The organism is Enterococcus sp. (assembly GCF_032555305.1).
Lineage (GTDB): Bacteria > Bacillota > Bacilli > Lactobacillales > Enterococcaceae > Enterococcus_A.
In genome coordinates this window covers 52,789-70,580 of the sequence record NZ_JAWGOQ010000026.1, presented here as the reverse complement: position 1 = coordinate 70,580, position 17,792 = coordinate 52,789, and the positions used below count along the sequence as shown (strand labels likewise).

The 17,792-nt window shown below is 39.5% G+C and carries 14 protein-coding genes; 8 read left to right on the top strand and 6 right to left on the bottom strand.

The genetic code is table 11. The features are described from left to right. On the top strand, positions 1-1,408 hold a 1,408-nt coding region (locus E6139_RS17090; RefSeq protein ID WP_316404592.1), incomplete at its 5' end, for a MucBP domain-containing protein. Between the two features lie 53 nt (positions 1,409-1,461). Here E6139_RS17090 and E6139_RS17085 read toward each other — a convergent pair. Both E6139_RS17085 and E6139_RS17080 read right to left on the bottom strand, forming a co-directional pair. Further along, a complete protein-coding gene (locus tag E6139_RS17085; RefSeq protein WP_316404590.1) occupies positions 1,462-1,758 on the bottom strand; it encodes a type II toxin-antitoxin system RelE/ParE family toxin in 297 nt (98 codons plus the stop codon). A gap of 16 nt (positions 1,759-1,774) precedes the next feature. Then, entirely contained in the window at positions 1,775-2,041 is a 267-nt protein-coding gene (locus E6139_RS17080; RefSeq protein WP_316404589.1) for a type II toxin-antitoxin system prevent-host-death family antitoxin, read from the bottom strand. A 64-nt stretch (positions 2,042-2,105) separates the two neighbouring features. On the opposite strand from E6139_RS17080, the gene metG reads away from it, so the two are divergent. Further along, on the top strand, positions 2,106-4,211 hold the full coding sequence (gene metG, locus E6139_RS17075; RefSeq protein WP_316404594.1) for a methionine--tRNA ligase: 2,106 nt from the start codon (positions 2,106-2,108) through the stop codon (positions 4,209-4,211). A 46-nt stretch (positions 4,212-4,257) separates the two neighbouring features. Here the strand turns inward: metG and E6139_RS17070 are convergent, their stop codons facing one another. The 4 genes from E6139_RS17070 to E6139_RS17055 are packed head-to-tail and all read right to left on the bottom strand — an operon-like array spanning position 4,258 to position 7,149. Beyond that, a complete protein-coding gene (locus tag E6139_RS17070; protein ID WP_316404587.1) occupies positions 4,258-4,971 on the bottom strand; it encodes a hypothetical protein in 714 nt (237 codons plus the stop codon). Positions 4,972-4,988: 17 nt separating this feature from the next. Beyond that, positions 4,989-5,705: a hypothetical protein gene (locus tag E6139_RS17065; RefSeq protein ID WP_316404585.1), complete on the bottom strand. Its 717-nt coding sequence runs from the start codon at positions 5,703-5,705 to the stop codon at positions 4,989-4,991. Further along, complete coding sequence (locus E6139_RS17060) at positions 5,702-6,559, bottom strand: ABC transporter ATP-binding protein (RefSeq protein WP_316404584.1); 858 nt, start codon at positions 6,557-6,559, stop codon at positions 5,702-5,704. The genes E6139_RS17065 and E6139_RS17060 overlap by 4 nt, the downstream gene beginning before the upstream one ends. Positions 6,560-6,561: 2 nt before the next feature. Continuing rightward, positions 6,562-7,149 (bottom strand): TetR/AcrR family transcriptional regulator, encoded by a 588-nt coding sequence (locus tag E6139_RS17055; RefSeq protein ID WP_316404582.1) that lies wholly within the window; start codon positions 7,147-7,149, stop codon positions 6,562-6,564. A gap of 215 nt (positions 7,150-7,364) precedes the next feature. Here E6139_RS17055 and E6139_RS17050 point away from each other — a divergent pair, with 215 nt between their 5' ends. From E6139_RS17050 to E6139_RS17025, 6 genes are all read left to right on the top strand, one after another. Further along, positions 7,365-7,670, top strand: a complete 306-nt coding sequence (locus E6139_RS17050) for a hypothetical protein (protein WP_316404580.1) — start codon at positions 7,365-7,367, stop codon at positions 7,668-7,670. Between the two features lie 72 nt (positions 7,671-7,742). Further along, on the top strand, positions 7,743-8,240 hold the full coding sequence (locus E6139_RS17045) for a hypothetical protein (protein WP_316404578.1): 498 nt from the start codon (positions 7,743-7,745) through the stop codon (positions 8,238-8,240). A 742-nt stretch (positions 8,241-8,982) separates the two neighbouring features. Then, complete coding sequence (locus E6139_RS17040) at positions 8,983-13,146, top strand: SpaA isopeptide-forming pilin-related protein (protein WP_316404576.1); 4,164 nt, start codon at positions 8,983-8,985, stop codon at positions 13,144-13,146. Further along, positions 13,143-14,594 carry a SpaH/EbpB family LPXTG-anchored major pilin gene (locus E6139_RS17035; RefSeq protein ID WP_316404575.1) on the top strand — a complete coding sequence of 484 codons (1,452 nt, stop codon included), beginning with the start codon at positions 13,143-13,145 and terminating at the stop codon, positions 14,592-14,594. Before E6139_RS17040 ends, E6139_RS17035 begins: the two co-directional genes overlap by 4 nt. 4 nt (positions 14,595-14,598) lie before the next feature. Then, complete coding sequence (locus E6139_RS17030) at positions 14,599-16,500, top strand: pilin N-terminal domain-containing protein (protein ID WP_316404573.1); 1,902 nt, start codon at positions 14,599-14,601, stop codon at positions 16,498-16,500. 16 nt (positions 16,501-16,516) lie between these two features. Beyond that, positions 16,517-17,374, top strand: a complete 858-nt coding sequence (locus E6139_RS17025) for a class C sortase (RefSeq protein WP_316404571.1) — start codon at positions 16,517-16,519, stop codon at positions 17,372-17,374. Positions 17,375-17,792 lie beyond the last annotated feature (418 nt).

The window sequence follows — 17,792 nt, the reverse complement described above, 5'->3', positions numbered from 1 at the left end:
CAAAACAGCAACAACACAAACTGTAGAGCACGGAAAGGCATTTTCAATGAATGCTCCAGGAATTACAGGATACACAGTAGTGCCAGCAGATAAAACCAAATCCATCGCGTCAGTAAGTAAAAATGAGACGGTGACGTTTAATTATACGAAGAATGTCGTTCCGGTTACTAAGTATACGATTACAGTCAAATATATTGATACGGCGACAAATAATGAAATCCAGACCGCAACAAAAACCGAGATAGAAAAAGGGAAAACATTCTCTATAGCGGCACCAAGCATAACCGGCTACACAGTAAAGGATGCGGATAAGACTAAAACCATTGCATCAGTAAGTAAAAATGAGACAGTGACAATCAATTATACGAAAAATAAGTATACGATTACGATCAAGTATATAGATGAAAATGGAACCAGCATCAAGACTGCAACAACGCAGACTGTAGAGCACGGGAAGCCATTCTATATGGCAGCCCCAACAATAACCGGCTACACAGTGGTGCCAGCAGATAAGACCAAATCCATTGATTCAGTAATTAAAAATGAGAGCCTCACATTTAAATACACGAAAGATGCAATAAAATACAATGTGAAGGTTATCCATCTAGGGAACGATGATAAACAGTTGGGAGTAGAGAACTTTCCAGTCGAAGCCGGAACAAAGTATACTGTTAAGTCTAAAACGTTCGATGGGTATAAATTGTCCGGGAATCCAACAAAGGATGTTACAGTAACGAAAGACATGGAAGTCACCTTTACCTACAATAATTTAGCATTTGATGTCATTAAAATAGATGTCATTGCAGATGGGACCTACCTAAAGACTGTAACTAAGACAGTTCTACCAAATGAAAAAGTCGAAGTATCAAATCAGATATTAGATTTGGATCCTAAAGAATTTGATTTAGCGATGAAATTTTATTATAACTACACTGGAGTTGGAGGAGCCACACGTAAGTATAGCATTAACGTTTCACGTTTCTTGGTCCGGTATATGCCAGATTCAGAACTCCCAATAATGAAAAAAACTATTTTGGATAGAGTAAATAAATTGCGGCAAGAAGAAGGAGTGCCTTTGCTTAAAGAGGATACCCAATTAAGCTCTGTAGCAGCTATGCGTTCTGGGGAATTGAAGTCGCGATTTTCACATACTCGACCAAACGGGTATAGTTATACTACGGCGGTAGATGCTGCAGGAATCACTTATGTTGCAATCGGTGAAAATGTTGCTCGATTACCTTCTCAACTAACATCTGGAGTAGCTGCAGGAAATGAAATGTTTGAAATGTGGGAAGCTAGTTCAGGACATCGCAAAAATATGGTTGATCCAAGTTATCAATATATAGGAATTGGCTTGGAAGTTCATGGCGTTACGGTATACGGTACACAATTATTTATTCGAAAGTAGTCTAGCTAAATATTTGTCTGTTAATAAATAAAACAGAAAGAAGAGGAACCTAATTAAAGTTCCTCTTCTTTTTCAGCTATTTCAGCAATTTTCTCTATAATAACTTCTCTATTGGAAAAGACGTGTAAAATCAAAATCGTTTTATCCGTTATTTCAACTTCATACAAAATAGAATTTTTTTCTTGGCGATAAAAACAATGATTGATTAATTCGAGATTAAAAGATATAAGCTCGCTGCCGATTTTCGGATATTCAGCAATTGATTGGAATGCTTTAAAGATTTTCTCAAGTGCTTTTTGTGCGGATGATGTGTCAAAATTTTCGCCTACATAATTAAAAATCGTATCCAAATCATTTGTGGTCTTTTTAGTGAGCTTTATTGAATAGGGTCGACTTATAACTCAATCCCATATTTTCTGCAGCTTCTTCTATCGTCATAGCCCCGCTCTCTTTTGCCTCTTTAACAATTTCGAAGAGCTCCAAGCCCGCTGAGAAACGTTCATATTCTTCTAAATTAATAATAGCGTATTTTCCATAACCATTTTTCGTTAAGATCACAGGCGCATTCGGCTTCACTTCTTCTAGTAGTTTTGAGTAGTTTCGTAGTTCCGAAATGGGTTTGATATTCAACATTTGAATTAGCTCCTTTGTTCTTATTGTATGATATTTGACGTTGAATTTACAGCGTGCGATTTCCATGTTTCTCAAACAGCAAATAAATAGTTGCAACGCTCAATCCATCCAGCATTTTGTGGTATACTACGTAGGAATCTATTTTAAAAGGAGGAGCCTTATGGCAGAGAAAGAAACATTTTATATCACCACGCCAATTTATTATCCAAGTGGCAAACTGCACATTGGGAATTCTTATACAACGATTGCCTGTGATGCGATTGCTCGCTACAAACGCATGATGGGCTTTGATGTGTTCTATTTGACTGGGGTCGATGAACATGGACAAAAAATTGAGAAGAAGGCCGATGAGCTTGGCGTAGAACCACAGGAATATGTGGACAAGATGGCAACGGACATCAAGAAATTATGGAAGACGTTAGACATCAGCTACGACAAATTTATCCGCACGACCGATGATTATCACAAGGAAGCGGTCAAAAAAATCTTTGATCAATTATTAGATCAAGGCGATATCTATCTTGGGGAATACGAAGGCTGGTATTCTGTTTCTGATGAAGAATACTTTACGGAAACACAATTGGATGAAGTCTATCGTGATGAAGAGGGCAATGTGATCGGCGGGAAAGCGCCAAGTGGTCACGAAGTTGAATTGGTTCGCGAGGAATCTTACTTCTTCCGGATGAGCAAATATGCGGATCGTTTATTGGCCTATTACGATGAACATCCTGAATTTATCCAACCAGAATCACGTAAGAATGAAATGATCAACAACTTCATCAAGCCTGGTTTGGAAGATTTGGCTGTTTCTCGTACGACCTTCAATTGGGGAATCCCAGTCAACGCGAATCCTGAACATGTCGTCTATGTATGGATCGATGCGTTATCAAACTATATTACCGCTTTGGGCTATGGCTCAGATGATGATAGCTTATTCAAGAAATATTGGCCGGCTGATGTCCAAATGGTCGGTAAAGAAATCGTTCGTTTCCATACGATTTATTGGCCAATCATGTTGATGGCTTTAGAGATTCCATTACCGAAGAAAATCTACGGTCACGGCTGGTTGATGATGAAAGACGGCAAAATGTCTAAATCTAAAGGCAATGTCGTATATCCTGAAATGCTCGTTGAACGTTACGGCTTGGATGCTGTGCGTTATTACTTATTAAGAGCGATCCCATTTGGTTCAGACGGTGTGTTTACACCGGAGGATTTTGTTTCTCGCGTAAACTACGACTTGGCTAATGACCTTGGAAACTTATTGAATCGTACCGTTGCTATGATCAATAAATATTGTGATGGCGTTGTCCCAGCATATAAATCGCTGGTTACGGATTTTGATAGCGAATTATCAACGACAGCTGCGAACGTGGTCAGCCGTTACCGTGAAGCGATGGACAAAATGGAATTCAACAATGCTTTAGCAGAAGTTTGGACATTGGTCTCTCGTGCGAATAAATACATTGACGAAACAGAACCATGGGTCTTAGCTAAAGACGAAGAACGCAAAGCGGAACTAGACAGTGTAATGGTTCACTTAGCGGAAAGTCTGCGGATCGTAGCGATTCTTTTGCAACCGATCATGACCCAAACACCTAAACGTATTTTTGAACAATTAGGTTTGAATACGGACATGATGAACTTAGCGACAATCCATTTCGGTGAGTTCCCAGAAAACACGAAGGTGACACCAAAGGGCAAGCCAATCTTCCCTCGTTTGGATATGGAAGAAGAAGTTGCTTATATCAAAGAACAAATGTCACAAGGCAGCAAGCCTGAAGAAGAAAAGATCAAATGGAATCCTGAAGAAACAGAACTTGTTTCAGTTAAGGATAAAGAAATCAAATTTGATGTCTTTGATAAAGTTGAATTAAAGGTCGCTGAAGTGATGGAATGCAAAAAGGTTGAAGGTGCTGACAAGCTATTGCAGTTCCGCTTAGACGCAGGCGATAAACAAGACCGACAAATCCTATCTGGAATCGCCGAATTTTATGCCGATCCAGAAAGTTTAGTTGGCAAAAAGCTGATTATCGTAGCTAATCTAAAACCACGCAAAATGCGCGGTGAGATCAGCCAAGGAATGATTCTTTCAGCTGAAGCGCCCGACGGTACATTAAAGGTCGTAGAAGCACCAAAAGATATGCCAAACGGTGCGATCGTAGGCTAAATGAATAGAGCAAAAGGACGAAACTTTTTTCGAGTTTCGTCCTTTTTTAATGACTAATTTTCAGCAAAAATTTCTTTGTAAAGAAAGCGATCCAAAGTAGGCTCGTCACTATCCCTAGAAATAGATTAAAACCAAAGGATGTTCCTTGTGTCAGTCGACCTAACCAAAAAGTTGGGAGAATACCGACGATCCACCGCCAAGAGTCGGTAATAAACCAAGGAATCAAAGCACCAATCAACGTAATCCCAGTAAGTTTGGAGATCGCTAAACCTTCCACACGATTGGCGGCAAAGCTGACGATCATCATAGCAACAGCACAGCTAAATAAAGTAGCGATGAAGGAAATCGCAAGGATGTTCGGAAAAGAGATCGCTGATAATCCAAATACGAGACCTATCAGAACACTGCAAAATAATCCCCAAAGTGAAGGAATTCCAACGCGTGCCATTAAGTAATGCAGCCGGCCAGCCGGTGTGATTTGATAGTAACTGCTGATCCCTTCATCACTTTCTTCCAAGAGCAGGAAGGCACTCGACATAGTAAGCAAAGTAGGAGATAAGAGCATCATCACCCCATCTGTCAGGGCATAATAATTTTCAATAGTGGTAGCGAAACGTTGTGCTAGAAAATGATTCAGCCAAGGTAGTAAGAAATGAAAAGCAGCTCCAACCAGAAAAGGTGCAGGGATCAAAACCAACATAACTGTATCTCGTAAAATGACTCGAAACCCAATTGAAAAGATGGTAAGTGTTGAGCGCATTTTTTTTCCCTTCTTTCTTAACGAACTGAAACACGTTGGGCTGAAAACTTTGAAGGTCCAAGATCTTTTGCAACACAATGACAAACGTATACGAATAGTACAATGGTCCAAAAGAGTAAGACAGCAATATTGAGAAAAATAGATTCAGTCTGGTTGTTTAAGGCATCCCTGATTAGAGTGAAGACGAATGTTCCCGGTATTATTGCAGCAAAAGGCATGTTGATCCCAAATAGCGACAAGACTCCAGGAGTCAAAAGCAATAAAGCTGGCGGCACACTGATCATTAAATAGCCGTTGACCGTTTTTGCCAAGGTTGCTAAAAGCAACCCGATCAAGGTAAAGAAACAAGAAGATAGAAAGACAGTACTAGCGAGCACCAAGAGATTCACCCAAGGCATAGTAATTCCAGTAATGATCGTTGCGGAAAAGGTCGAAACAAGTCCTAAAGAGAATGTTTTACTAAGGACATACTCCGAATTTTTCAAAGGGGCAATCGCGGTATAACGATGCAGTCCCTCTTCTTTTTCAAGCAGCCAGATGCCGCCGATGAAGAAATAGCCCAATACAGCGGGATCGCTAAGAATGATCAGGGTTCCCGCTAAACGCTTGATTGTTGGAGCCTCTATTTGATTGAGGATCAAAATATACATGATCGTCAGAATGAGATAAATGAAGTAGAAGCCGTAGCGAACTTGATAGCGGATATCATTTTTGAGTACACACAGCAGTCTCATTGCAACGTCCTTCCAGTCAAAGAAAGAAAGACATCTTCCAGCGTTTGTTCGCTTGAATGGATTCGAGTAATTTTCTTCTCTGTCATTAAACGCAGAAATTTTAAATCAGAATGCAATTCATCCAACGGTATCTGACAATTTTCTTCCATTTTTTCCTGATTAAAAAAAGTATACGTAACCAAATTTTTCTCGCTTGGATGACGAAAAGCCGCCGGAGTATCGAGGGCTCGAATCTCACCGTCAACGATAAAGGCGACTCGATCGCAGAGTTCTTCTGCATCATGCATATTATGTGTCGTCAAGATAATCGTTTTTCCCGCCTGTTGTAATTCTTTGACCATATCTTTAAGTATTCGCGCGTTCGATGGATCCAGCCCGCTCGTTGGTTCATCCAGAAACAAAAGGTCAGGATCATGGAGCAGACAGCGGATAAAACCTAGTCGTGTTTTCATTCCTTTTGAAAAACGATTGACAGGCTTTTTAGCATCCTCCAACAAGTTCATTTGTTCCAGAAAAGGACAAGGGTCTAAAGTCTTTCGCCTATACAAAGAAGAGAAATAAGTGAGATTTTCCAAGGCAGTAAATTTGCCATAAAAATTTGGAAACTCAAAATCGACGCCGATTTTTTCATAGTAATCTTCCCCTAAATGCTTGAGAGAATGATCCATCACTGATACCTTTCCGCGATAACCAGTCAGAGTGCCTGTCAAAATATTCTGCAGCGTGCTTTTTCCCGCACCGGATGGACCTAAGAACCCAAAGATTTCACCCTTTTTTACTTCAAAACGGATACTTTTCAACGTGTCCTCCTGATTCTTGGGATACTGATAAAAGAGATTTTCAACACGGATCATCGTCATTCCTCCACTAATTCATTGACCAGACCATTCATCATGACAGACAAAACTTGCCAACGCATTTCCTCATTCTCCGCCTCTAACAGAACGACTCCGCCATAAAGAGTTTGAAAGGTTTTTGTAACAACTTCGATTGGTTGGGTGAAGCGTACCCCGTAATTCATAAAAAGATTCAACGCTTCCGCATCTTCGCCAGAATGATTTTCCACCACATCCGCAGGCAGCTTACGGAACAAGATGGTCATTGTTTCGCTGTCTGTTTTTTTGATCAGAGGGTAGTGCTGCATTAGCTCAAGTATATAAAACATCGTCTTTTTTACTAAATCTCTAGGTTTTAAGGTGCTGTTTTGTGTCAAATAGGTGTCCATCTTTTGCCACATGTCCTTCTGACAATTCACTAAGATAGCAAAATAAAGCTCTTCCTTACTAGGGTAAAAAGCGTAAAAAGAACCTTTGGCAATCGCTGCTGCCTTTGCGATCTCTTCAACAGTGACCTTCTTAAGTCCGTATTCACTAAAAAGCTTTTCCGCTGCAGTCATTAATTTTTGAGCGATAACTAGGCGTTCCTGTTCACTGAACTTTGGCATATCATTCTCCTATATATTTATATGACTAATAAAATTATTTAGTCATATAAATATATCTTGCTTTAGTCGTATTGTCAACACAGGTTAAACAGAGCAAGTTATTCTGCTCTTCAAAATAGTTATGCTAAGATTTTTGTAAAGTCACCAGTTATGCCTTCTGTTTTGTCAGTATTTCTATTTGATCGGGTGACAGTATAAAAAAAGAGGAGACTACTATGCCATTTATCGCAATTTTGATCGATCTATTGACTCTTGGCGGCTACTTTCTTCAGTTAAATCATGGAGGAGCAATGACCTATTTGCTGGGGTTGATTTTTCAAGTAGTGATGACTATTCTGCTGCTGATCATTATGATCGGTTATCATGGAAAGAAATACGCGGGCTATCGACCAGAGGGGTATTCGTATTTCACGATTCGTTATGCGATCATCGTCCTTTCTTTTGTTATCAATGGGCTAGTCCTGTTTTCATACGGACTGAATTATTTTGGCGTTAATGATCTGATCTTTTCAAGCTTTTAGTTCCATTGCGTATTTGAAATGTTCATCCACACAATGCTAAAATGATTGGACTATGATAAGTGAGGTGTGGTTATGGAATTTAGAATGATTGAACTTCCTTCCTTTAAAGCGGCTTCGTCGGGTCCTGATCCCGAATTTGATTTTTCGGAACAGGGAACTCTCGGTAGATTCGATGCTTATTTTTCAAAGATTTTTCCTAGTCCGCGTGATTCTTTTATGCCCAGAGATTTCTTATATTTTGATCCGTCGGCGGGCGGGATGGTCTGGATCTATGCATTGACGGACGACATGGAGGCAGAAGATCATGAAGTCATTGATTTTGAAGGCGGTTATTATTTAACTTATGCCTATAAAGACGGCGATGAGGAAGCCAGTCAAAGATTATTCGAAGAAGCGAGAAAATATATTGAAGCTCATGACCAGCTTGAGTTAGACGTTACGGACAAACGTTTTTTAATGGGACACATCATTACACCCAAAGAGATTATCGAGCAGCAGGGCTGGGCACAAATGGAGAGCTTTATCCCGATAAAATTATTAAATAATCGGAAAGAATCGGAAAATCGCTGATTTCAACATTATTATTTGCTAAAAAAGTATGTTATAGTGTAAGAACACGAAAAATATTTTTATGCGACACTTTAACTCATTTTGATGAAATTTAATCAAACTGGCGTAACTATAGGGTTACAAGGATGTATTAGAAGGATTTGGGAATACATCGTTTAAACGAGAAATAGTTAATTTTTAGTAATAGTCAACACCCTCAACTTTAGAATAATAAATATTGATTAGTTAGATAGCCTGCTCTTAATTGAGCGGGCTATCGTTCATTTTCAAGACCTTTGATCACTTTGCAAGTCAAGTGATTCAAGGGTCTTTTTTTTGGACCAATTTAGTAGTTATTTTTAAAAAATATGGGACAAGGCAATAATCTCCATTTAACAGATGAAAACTCGCATAAAGATTATCAAAACAAGGAATTCAAATTTCGATTTACTGTTATAAGTCATTTCCCATATGAAAAATTTTAGTTAGTGATTTTTTTAATTAAAAAGATATAGATTCATAACACTATCGAAAAGTAAAACAGTCGTTAACCGTACTTCAAGCTAGTTAAAATTACTAATAAATAATTTTATTGCTTGGTTAATTATTTGAAATAGGTGATTTGATGAAGATAAACTTTGTTGTTACGATTTAATTAAAGCAATTTTATTATATTTCGGTTATTTAGATTTTTATTATTGAATAATTTTGTGAATTATTTGTTTGAATTACCACCGCTGTATTTTTAGGAGGAGATGAAACTATGCGTAAGACAAATTGGATAACCAGTGTGCTGCTAATAATGGGATTGCTAATAAGTCTGATTCCATTTGATGCCAGTAGTCGAGCTGAAAATTTAGCGAATCAAAGTGAGATTTTAGTGACTGAAGCTGCTATTTTAGATTCCACTGGGGAAAAAATCACAGCAGATCATCTGGCAATTGAACAGGAAACGTTATCAATTGAACTTATGTGGAAAATGAGTCATCCAGGATTGATCGAGGAAGGTGCGACTTATCAGCTAGAATTACCAAAGGAACTCACATACAAGGAGCAAACAGGACAATTGCCAGATGGCATGGGAAGCTTTCAAGTGAGCGATGGAAGAATTCAATTTACCTTTGCTAAAAATTATGAGATGGAACCAGATGGGGTGGTGCCTGATTATAGTTCTGCTAAGCAGTATCAAGGAAGCCTATCGGTACAAGCAGAAGTGCCTATGACAGATACGACTGAGTTATCGCTGGATTTTGGAAATCAAATTGTGCAATCCCTATTTGTCGAAACAAAGGCTGAAGAAACAAATCCGACAAATGAGGGCGAAACTGAGAAGGTAACGCTGGAAGATACTCATGACTTGAATGCGAGGAATGTTTGGGTGATCCGCAGTATGAAAGTCACTGATGAAGCTGGAAAAGACTTCACTGCAGAAAAACCACCAATGAGAGATGACAATATTCAGATTGATTTTACTTGGGCGCTGAAAAATGAAGTAATCATCGAAAATGGTGATTATTTCACTTATCAACTACCAGATTATTTTGCGGTTCACAATGCCTTGAATGATCAACCGTTAAAAAATAGTATTACAGAAAGGGAGCCGTTAGGGACATTTGATTTATCAAAAGAAGGCCTGCTGACGATCAAATTTAACGAAAATGCAGAATTATTAAGTAACCGCGAAGGAACAGTTGAACTTGAGACGCAATTGGATGTTCAAAAGCATATCGATGAAATTGTTACCGAAAAACAAATCAAGGAGGATGGTAGTGAAGACGGTGAAATAAAGGTTACCATCGCCAAAGCAGACATTACAAAAAAAGGTGCTGTTGGTAATGATCTTACCATTGCTTGGGATGTCATTATTAACCAAGAATCTCGAAAGCTATTGAATGTGATCGTTAAAGATACACTAGAAGCAAACCTGGAATTTTCGAATATCCAATGTCAAGTACCAGATGGAGAAGGTGGGTGGAAGGGGGCAGATTCAGGCTTTTTCAAGGTTAGTTACGGTATAAATGAGCTTAATAATCACTATTGCGATATATCATTTCCAACTTTAGAAAAGGATGATAAGCATTTAACCCATCCAGTAAAGTTTATCATTCATTCTAAAATAATCGATGATGGGAAAGCGAATGCTTACGCAAATAGCGCCTTAATCCAAGGAGATAATTTTATCGAAAATGCTGCACGAACCACTGTTGATCTAGTCGATATACCTAGCTACAAATTCTTGGTTGACTCAGGATCAGAATTTGAGAAGGGGATTTTTGACTGGCGAATCAAGGCAGAGATTAAAAATAATAACGGCATAATCATCGATCAGATGTACAAGCCCTTAGGTTGGGAAAAAAATGCTTTACATTATTTGGACGAGGAATCCTTAAGGGTTCTTGATGCTAACGAGAATGACATCACTGAAGATAAGGATAAGTGGACGTTCGTTGAAAAGGAGAAAGTAACGAAGGATGGAAAGATTGTTCGATTCGGAATACAGTTTACTGAGGCGGGAACCTACTATCTCAGCTATAAAACGAAAGCTTTTGAATTACCATGGACATCTGACACGATTCCCAATTACTTATTCATCGAAGGTGTGGAATACAATGGCAGTAGTGGAATTAAGGATGGCGATTCATTAGGTATCATCAAAGAATCACCAGAGCCGGACTCAGTTGACTATATGAAACGAGAGATAAAATGGCGGACGACCATCAATACGAATAAGATTTTCATGAAAGATGCGGTTATCGAGGATAGATACAGCAGGTTAAACGGCGGCAACAAATGTGCGATGCACCTAGTCGAAGACACATTGCATATCTATCCGTTGAAGGCAAACCCAGAAAATCATCACGATATCGATGAGACACGTGAGCTTAAAAAAGGAAAGGATTTCATTTTGGAGTCGAAGGGTGATAATTACGCTGATGGTTTTGTAATCAAGCTGATTGGAGATTTTGCGGAAACGAGTGAAACACTTCAGCTTCGTTATAGCACCCATTTTAATATGGAGAAACAAAGTGCTATGAGTCCAGGAAAAAGCAACTTCTTCCCTAATTCAGTTATCGTTACTTATGAGGATGATGAAGGAAATTCCGGCTACGATTCGGATGAAGAAGAAAAGTGGGTCGATAAGCAACTGATTCAAAATGGCTGGAAATATGGGGCTTTTGTCGCTAAAGGAGAAGAATATAAAAATCAAGTCAGCCCATTTGCTGGAGAAGAACCAACTGAGGATACCGTTTATTGGACTGTTCCGATAAATTCATGGGGAGTAAAACTCAAGGCGGGAACGATTATCAAGGAAATCATTCATGCTGGACAGACAGATCCTGAGGTTGAAATACACAAGGTGAGCTATGGAAGACCAGAATATGGTCTAACGGGATATGGTCCTAAGTTGAATGGGGACGATTACGAAATCATTCCCAGTGTAGATGGTTCTGAGAGTTTTGATATTAAACTATTGAAAGATATTACTGAACCATTCGCTCTTTTTGTCAAGGTGAAAGCTGGGGCAGAGGTCTTCAAATACAAAAATAAGGTTGAGATGGATTTTGAAGGGGAAAAACTCAATATTGAAGCTTTTGTAGATAAGAGCTATAAGGGAAACTGGTTATCCAAAAGCGGAAATCAGGAGCTGGATGATGAGAATCCACTACAATCTAGCTATCAGATTATCCTTAATAAAGATAGTCGGACGATCCTCAAGCCGATCATCAAAGACACGGTGGTCCGAAATGAGCAAACCTTCCAGCAAGAATCTGGAAAGCCGAAGGTCAGAGCTTATACAGCAGAAAACAATTCTGGAATATACGAAAAAGTAGATGAGATCAATCTGACAGAAGAAGGTCGATCAGCTACTATCACTGATGACTGGGATCATGGGTTGCAAACATTGACTATCTCATTAGGTGAGTCGATCGCTGAGCCCTGCATCATCGAATATTCTACAAACATTGATCCAGCTATTAAAAATGGTACTCGAATAACAAATGATGCCGAGTTGTATGGCTCAGATCAAATGATTAGTGAAACAGTGAAAGAAATTGAAGTTAAAAATACGACTGGTTCAGGAACTTCTACAGGTGTTGATGGGGCACTCAAAATCCATAAGCTGGACGAGGACAAACAGCTGATCAATAGTATCGCGGAGTTTGCCATTTACCGTGTGGATGTTGAAGGTGGTGTCCATGATTTTCTACCTAGCGTCAAGGTTAAGGGGGACCGCATCGTTCAGGTCGGGCAAGGACCGACAGTTGACTTAGAAAGAATTGAAGATTTGCGTTATGGAGAGTATGCCATTAAAGAAACCAAAGCCCCCGATGGTTATGAATTAGATGATACACTGCATGAATTTACGATCGGTGATGATACTCCTAATCATGAATACGTTTATGAGCATATAAACAAAAAAACGAAGCCCTTCGAATTATCGATCTTGAAGCAAAATGAGGCTGAAGATCTGGTGTTAAAGGGCGGCGAGTTTAGCCTATATGAATCTGATCCAGACAAGCCGTTAGCAACAGCGAAGACCGGAGATGACGGTGTCGGGAAGTTTGTTGATAATCAGGAAAATCCGTATGTATTGCAATTAGGGAAAACCTATAAAGTAAAAGAAACAAAGGCCCCAGAAGGATTCGTCAAACTGAAAGGCGAGTTCACTGTTTCGATCTCTTCGAAAGGAGACGTTACCGTCAAATACGATGGTGACGATCTTAAGGATGCTGATGTGATCGTCAAAAAGAGTACAGACGATAAAAATTCTCAAATCCAATTTACAGCTAGAAATAATCCACGGACACCATTACCGAAAACGGGTGGGGCTGGCGGAGCATTGCTTATCACGTTAGGTCTTGTTGGTTTAATTGTGGGACTATGGTACCACTTCCCGTTGAAAAAAAAGGAGGGTTTGTCATGAAGAGGCTGGTTAGATTCACAATGATTCTCATGCTTCTCCTTCCAACTATTTGCGGGGTGGGGCAGCAAGCCGTTGCGGCAGAGGCAGATACGCTAACATTTACGTTACACAAGTTGGTTTTTCCAGAAAACGGAATGCCAGATGAGAGTCAGAATGATGGCGATGAGCGCTTGAAGGACTACGATGGTCTGAATGGTGTGACTTACGATGTGTATGATGTGACGACAGATTTCTATCGTTTGCTGCAAGATAAAGAAGCAGAAGAAGTTCAATCAGAATTACAGAATATGGATCTCTCCGGTCGACAAGCTGTTGGGCAACAGATCACAGCGACAATCGGAGACAAAGATGGAATAGCCAACTTTAGTTTGCCTCAACTGTCTGGTGGGAAAGATGCGGTTTATCTTTTTAGAGAGAGTGCCGCCCCTAACGATGTGAAAAGCAAAGCAGAAGATATGATCGTAGCTTTACCTGTAGTGGACTCTACCGGTAATCTTCATCAAGGGCCGATCCATCTGTATCCAAAAAATGAGATCAATCAGCCGAGTTTTGAAAAAATGATTGTTGATCAACAGCCCAGTTATCAGGTTGGAGATCAGATCAAGTACGAGTTGACCACCATCCTGCCATCTAGCTTATCGATGTATAGCAAGTATTTGATTTCAGATCAAGCGGATGAAAGTTTGAAGCTGGAGGATACCTCTATCAAGGTTCAAATAGAAACAGATTCCTTCACTGATTATCAGCTGGAAACCTCTGAGCATGGCTTTAAGCTAAATTTTGATCTGACAAAATTGAAACCACATGCAGGAAAAAAAGTCACGATAACCTACACGATGATTTTAGCTGATGCTAGCAAGATTGATCAGGACATTATTAACCATGCGGAGCTAGAAACGGATTTCGATAAAATTACTCGTGAAAGAGGGATAAAAACAGGCGGCAAGAAATTTATGAAGGTTGATGCGTTAGCGAAAGAACAGACCTTAACGGGAGCAGCTTTTGTTGTTAAAAATTCGCAAGGAGAATACTTGCAAGAGAATGGAGGATATCGCTGGAGTAAGAGCAAAGAAGATGACGGGATAGTCAAATTAACATCCAATAAGGAAGGTTTCTTTGAAGTCAAAGGATTACGTTACGGTAGTTATTTACTGGAAGAAACGAAGGCGCCTGATGGTTATCAATTAAGTACTAAGGATGTCCCTTTCGAGGTTTCAGAAAACAGCTACACCTTCTCTAAAGGAATCCTGCAGGTTGTTAATCAGAAGGAGCCATCAACAAGTAAGCCTGGAACCCCGACATCTACAAAAAAGGCTGCTGCAGGTTCAACTGCTCAATATCCTAAAGCAAATGATAGACAAAATCTGTGGTTAATCGTAGTCGGTGGAATCATAGTCGTTGTAGTCCTCGTACTTGTTTTTCAGCGTAAAGCTAGAAGGAGTGAATAAGAAAATGAAAAGAAAAAGCAATTTGGTTCTCTTACTTAGTTTATTAGCGACAATCGTATTTCAGGGAGCGTTCGGCTTTGCTGGTGCAGCAGGGGCAAATAAAATTGATACGCAGAAAATTGTGATCCACAACCTGAAATATGAAAAGTTGCCAAATGAAATTCAAAATACCGGCGATGAAATGATTGATTTTACTGGCACTCCTTTGGCAGGCTCAATTTTCACTGCGTATGATGTCACGACCGCCTATTGGACTGCCTATAATAGTGCATCTGGCGATCATGAGGTAAAAGAAGCGGCGGGGATCGCAGCGGCTAAAAAAGTTGATACTACAAAGATAAGTGGTACGGAGTTCCCTAAGACTGACAATGACGGTTTAGCCGAGCTGGATCTGCCAATAAAATCAGGGGCAGATAATGCGATTTATCTGATCAAACAAACCACCTTCCCGTCAGGTGTCGTACCGGCCAAGTCAGAACCTTTTGTCATCGGTCTACCTTCTCATGATGCAGATGGAAATCTTAGAGAGAAAGTCCATGTCTATCCCAAGAATGAAATGCCGACAAACGATGTGAAATTTATTAAGTATGGTATTGATTCAGATGGAAAAAGAGACATCCTAAAAGGCGCAAAATTTATTTTTAAGAAAAAAGATGGCAATTACTATAATTCTAGTTCAAATGATTTTGACATAGCTGATGAAGAGAATGCAACAGAATTTACTTCAGATGATAAGGGAATCGTAGAGCTAAATGGAATAATCTTAGCACCCGGCATCTATGAGTTTCATGAAATCGAAAGTGATGTTGCCACATCAGAAGAACAGATCGAAAACCCAGAGGGCGATTACAAATACCACTTTAGAACCAATCCAAAAGTAACAGTCACGGTATCCGATGAGTGGGAAGTGACGAGGTATGACTATTATGATAAAGATTTAACACCAAAAGATCTCACGGCTCCTTTTAAAGAAAATGAGATTGCCGAAGCCTATAATTTCAAGGTGCCGAATGTAAAAAAAGAGGTTGATGACGAAGAGGTTCGAAATGGTCAGGAAATCACCTATACAATCTCGAAAAAAATTCCTGAAGATGTTGGAAATTATCTCACATATAAACTGATCGATACGTTTGATAAGCGTTTAGAGCTTCTTTGCAATGAAGAGAAAATTCTGAAGAGCATCAAGATAGATGGTGGGGAACCAACTGGATTAAACCCACAATTTTCTATGATTCCCGGCTCCAATGAGTTTACGATAACCTTTACTCCCACTAATTTAGCGAAACATGCGACAAAAACATTATCCTTTGAAGCGACGATGAAGGTCAAAGCAGGGACAGACCTAAAAGAAATCGATAATGATGTCCTCTTTGATAACTGCTTCCGGGATTCAAAAGACAAGCAACGGGTGCAGACCTACGCAAAACGCTTTGTCAAAGTCGATAGCCAAACAGACAAAAAGCTAAAAGGAGCAGAATTTGCGATAAAAAATAAAGCTGGTGAGTTCATGCAGCTAACCGATGGAACTAGTGGGGATGTTGTCGAATCAGTAACGGGCTACGCTGAAACCTATGTTGTGAACTGGGTATCTGCTGAAAAAGGCGCAACCAAGCTTATTTCAGACGATGATGGAAAGTTTGGCGTCTATGGTCTGGGCTCTAATGAAGCCGATTACTATACCCTAATTGAAACCAAAGCACCGGAAGGGTACGTGAAAATAAAGGATATGATCTTTACAGCAGATGGTGGATTAGAAGATCAAATTCTACGAGTGGGTAACAAGACTAAAGGCATTCTGCCAATGACCGGTGGAATGGGGATCGCTGGGCTGATTGCGGTTGGACTCATTGCATTAGTCAGCGGGATCACCTATTTTAAGCAAAGACATCGATTGACTAGAAACTAAGAAAATTGGTGGTTCGATGAAGAAAAAAAGAATCTTAGATATTCTAATGTTTATCGTGATGCTCGGCGGGTTAGGCGCGTTACTCTATCCTCTTGTGGGAGATACGTTGAACCATTATTGGAACCAGCAGGTCATTAACTATTATCAAGAGAAATCCAACGCCGAAAACCAGCAGGCCATCCAAAAGGAACAAGAACGGATCAAAGAAGAAAATAAAAAAGTTGCCAAAGCAGGTGTTCCCGGCAATGATCCTTTTGAGAAAAAGAAGCAACAAGCCACTGAAATTGAAAAAAGCTACTATCAAAAGCATACGATTGCGGTCATTCGAATTCCCAAGATTGGTGTTTCGTTGCCGGTATTTGATCAAACAGATGGCCTGTTTTTGAAACGTGGAGCTGCATTGCTAGAAGGAACCTCTTATCCTAGTGGGGGAAAAGACACGCATACAGTGATTACGTCGCATCGAGGACTGAAAGAGGCCCGATTGTTTAGTGATCTGCCAAAATTAAAAAAGGGGAATCATTTTTACCTAGAGCATAACAAGCAAACGCTTGCTTACAGGATTGATAAAATTCAAACCATAGAACCAACTGAAGTCGAAACATTGAATATCGTTGAGGGGAAAGATTATGTCACCTTGATGACCTGTACGCCGTATGGGGTAAATAGTCATCGATTGTTGGTTCGAGGGGTACGTGTTCCTTTCGATGATGAAATGAAAAAAAGCATTGCTGAAGCAGATCAAGCCCGCCAGAAAAAGTATCTAGGAGTGACACTTTTTAGTCTTTTGTTGACCGTTGGAGTAAGTGGTATAGCCTTCAAACGAGTCAGAAATAGGAAAAAGGGAAAGTCTCTTTCTGATAAATCTAAATAAATGATTTGGCTATCTGACTCTATTTCGTTTGGAGTCAGATAGCTTTTTTTACTCATATGGACTCACGCTATCGCAGAAGAATCCAATGAAGGTAGTCATTTTTCAACTTTTTTTGTGTGAGACCATTTTTAATGACTATTTTGAAAAAAATCGGGAAAATAACGTTACGGCTTTCTTCTGCTAGAAAGGTTGATTTAAAGCCAAATTTTTTTATTTCAGCGAAAGTTAAATCAACTCTTTCAGCTTCCTTTAATCGTAATGAAATTTTTGATTAAAAAAGCTGTTTCATATAACACAGAACAATAGCAACTGCTGGACTAACTGCGCTCTTCAGATCATTAAATAATAGAAAAATGACAGCGACGGTTGCAGGGCGTTGTTGTTTGGCTTGATTGATGGAGTGGAGGATTATTGTTAG

What these genes read in the sequence shown, in the direction of transcription:
- E6139_RS17080 (WP_316404589.1), bottom strand. Translation starts at nt 2,041, where the DNA reads ATGTTGAATATCAAACCCATTTCGGAACTACGAAACTACTCAAAACTA.
- metG (WP_316404594.1), top strand. Translation starts at nt 2,106, where the DNA reads ATGTTTCTCAAACAGCAAATAAATAGTTGCAACGCTCAATCCATCCAG.
- E6139_RS17070 (WP_316404587.1), bottom strand. Translation starts at nt 4,971, where the DNA reads ATGCGCTCAACACTTACCATCTTTTCAATTGGGTTTCGAGTCATTTTA.
- E6139_RS17065 (WP_316404585.1), bottom strand. Translation starts at nt 5,705, where the DNA reads ATGAGACTGCTGTGTGTACTCAAAAATGATATCCGCTATCAAGTTCGC.
- E6139_RS17060 (WP_316404584.1), bottom strand. Translation starts at nt 6,559, where the DNA reads ATGATCCGTGTTGAAAATCTCTTTTATCAGTATCCCAAGAATCAGGAG.
- E6139_RS17055 (WP_316404582.1), bottom strand. Translation starts at nt 7,149, where the DNA reads ATGCCAAAGTTCAGTGAACAGGAACGCCTAGTTATCGCTCAAAAATTA.
- E6139_RS17050 (WP_316404580.1), top strand. Translation starts at nt 7,365, where the DNA reads ATGCCATTTATCGCAATTTTGATCGATCTATTGACTCTTGGCGGCTAC.
- E6139_RS17045 (WP_316404578.1), top strand. Translation starts at nt 7,743, where the DNA reads ATGGAATTTAGAATGATTGAACTTCCTTCCTTTAAAGCGGCTTCGTCG.
- E6139_RS17040 (WP_316404576.1), top strand. Translation starts at nt 8,983, where the DNA reads ATGCGTAAGACAAATTGGATAACCAGTGTGCTGCTAATAATGGGATTG.
- E6139_RS17035 (WP_316404575.1), top strand. Translation starts at nt 13,143, where the DNA reads ATGAAGAGGCTGGTTAGATTCACAATGATTCTCATGCTTCTCCTTCCA.
- E6139_RS17030 (WP_316404573.1), top strand. Translation starts at nt 14,599, where the DNA reads ATGAAAAGAAAAAGCAATTTGGTTCTCTTACTTAGTTTATTAGCGACA.
- E6139_RS17025 (WP_316404571.1), top strand. Translation starts at nt 16,517, where the DNA reads ATGAAGAAAAAAAGAATCTTAGATATTCTAATGTTTATCGTGATGCTC.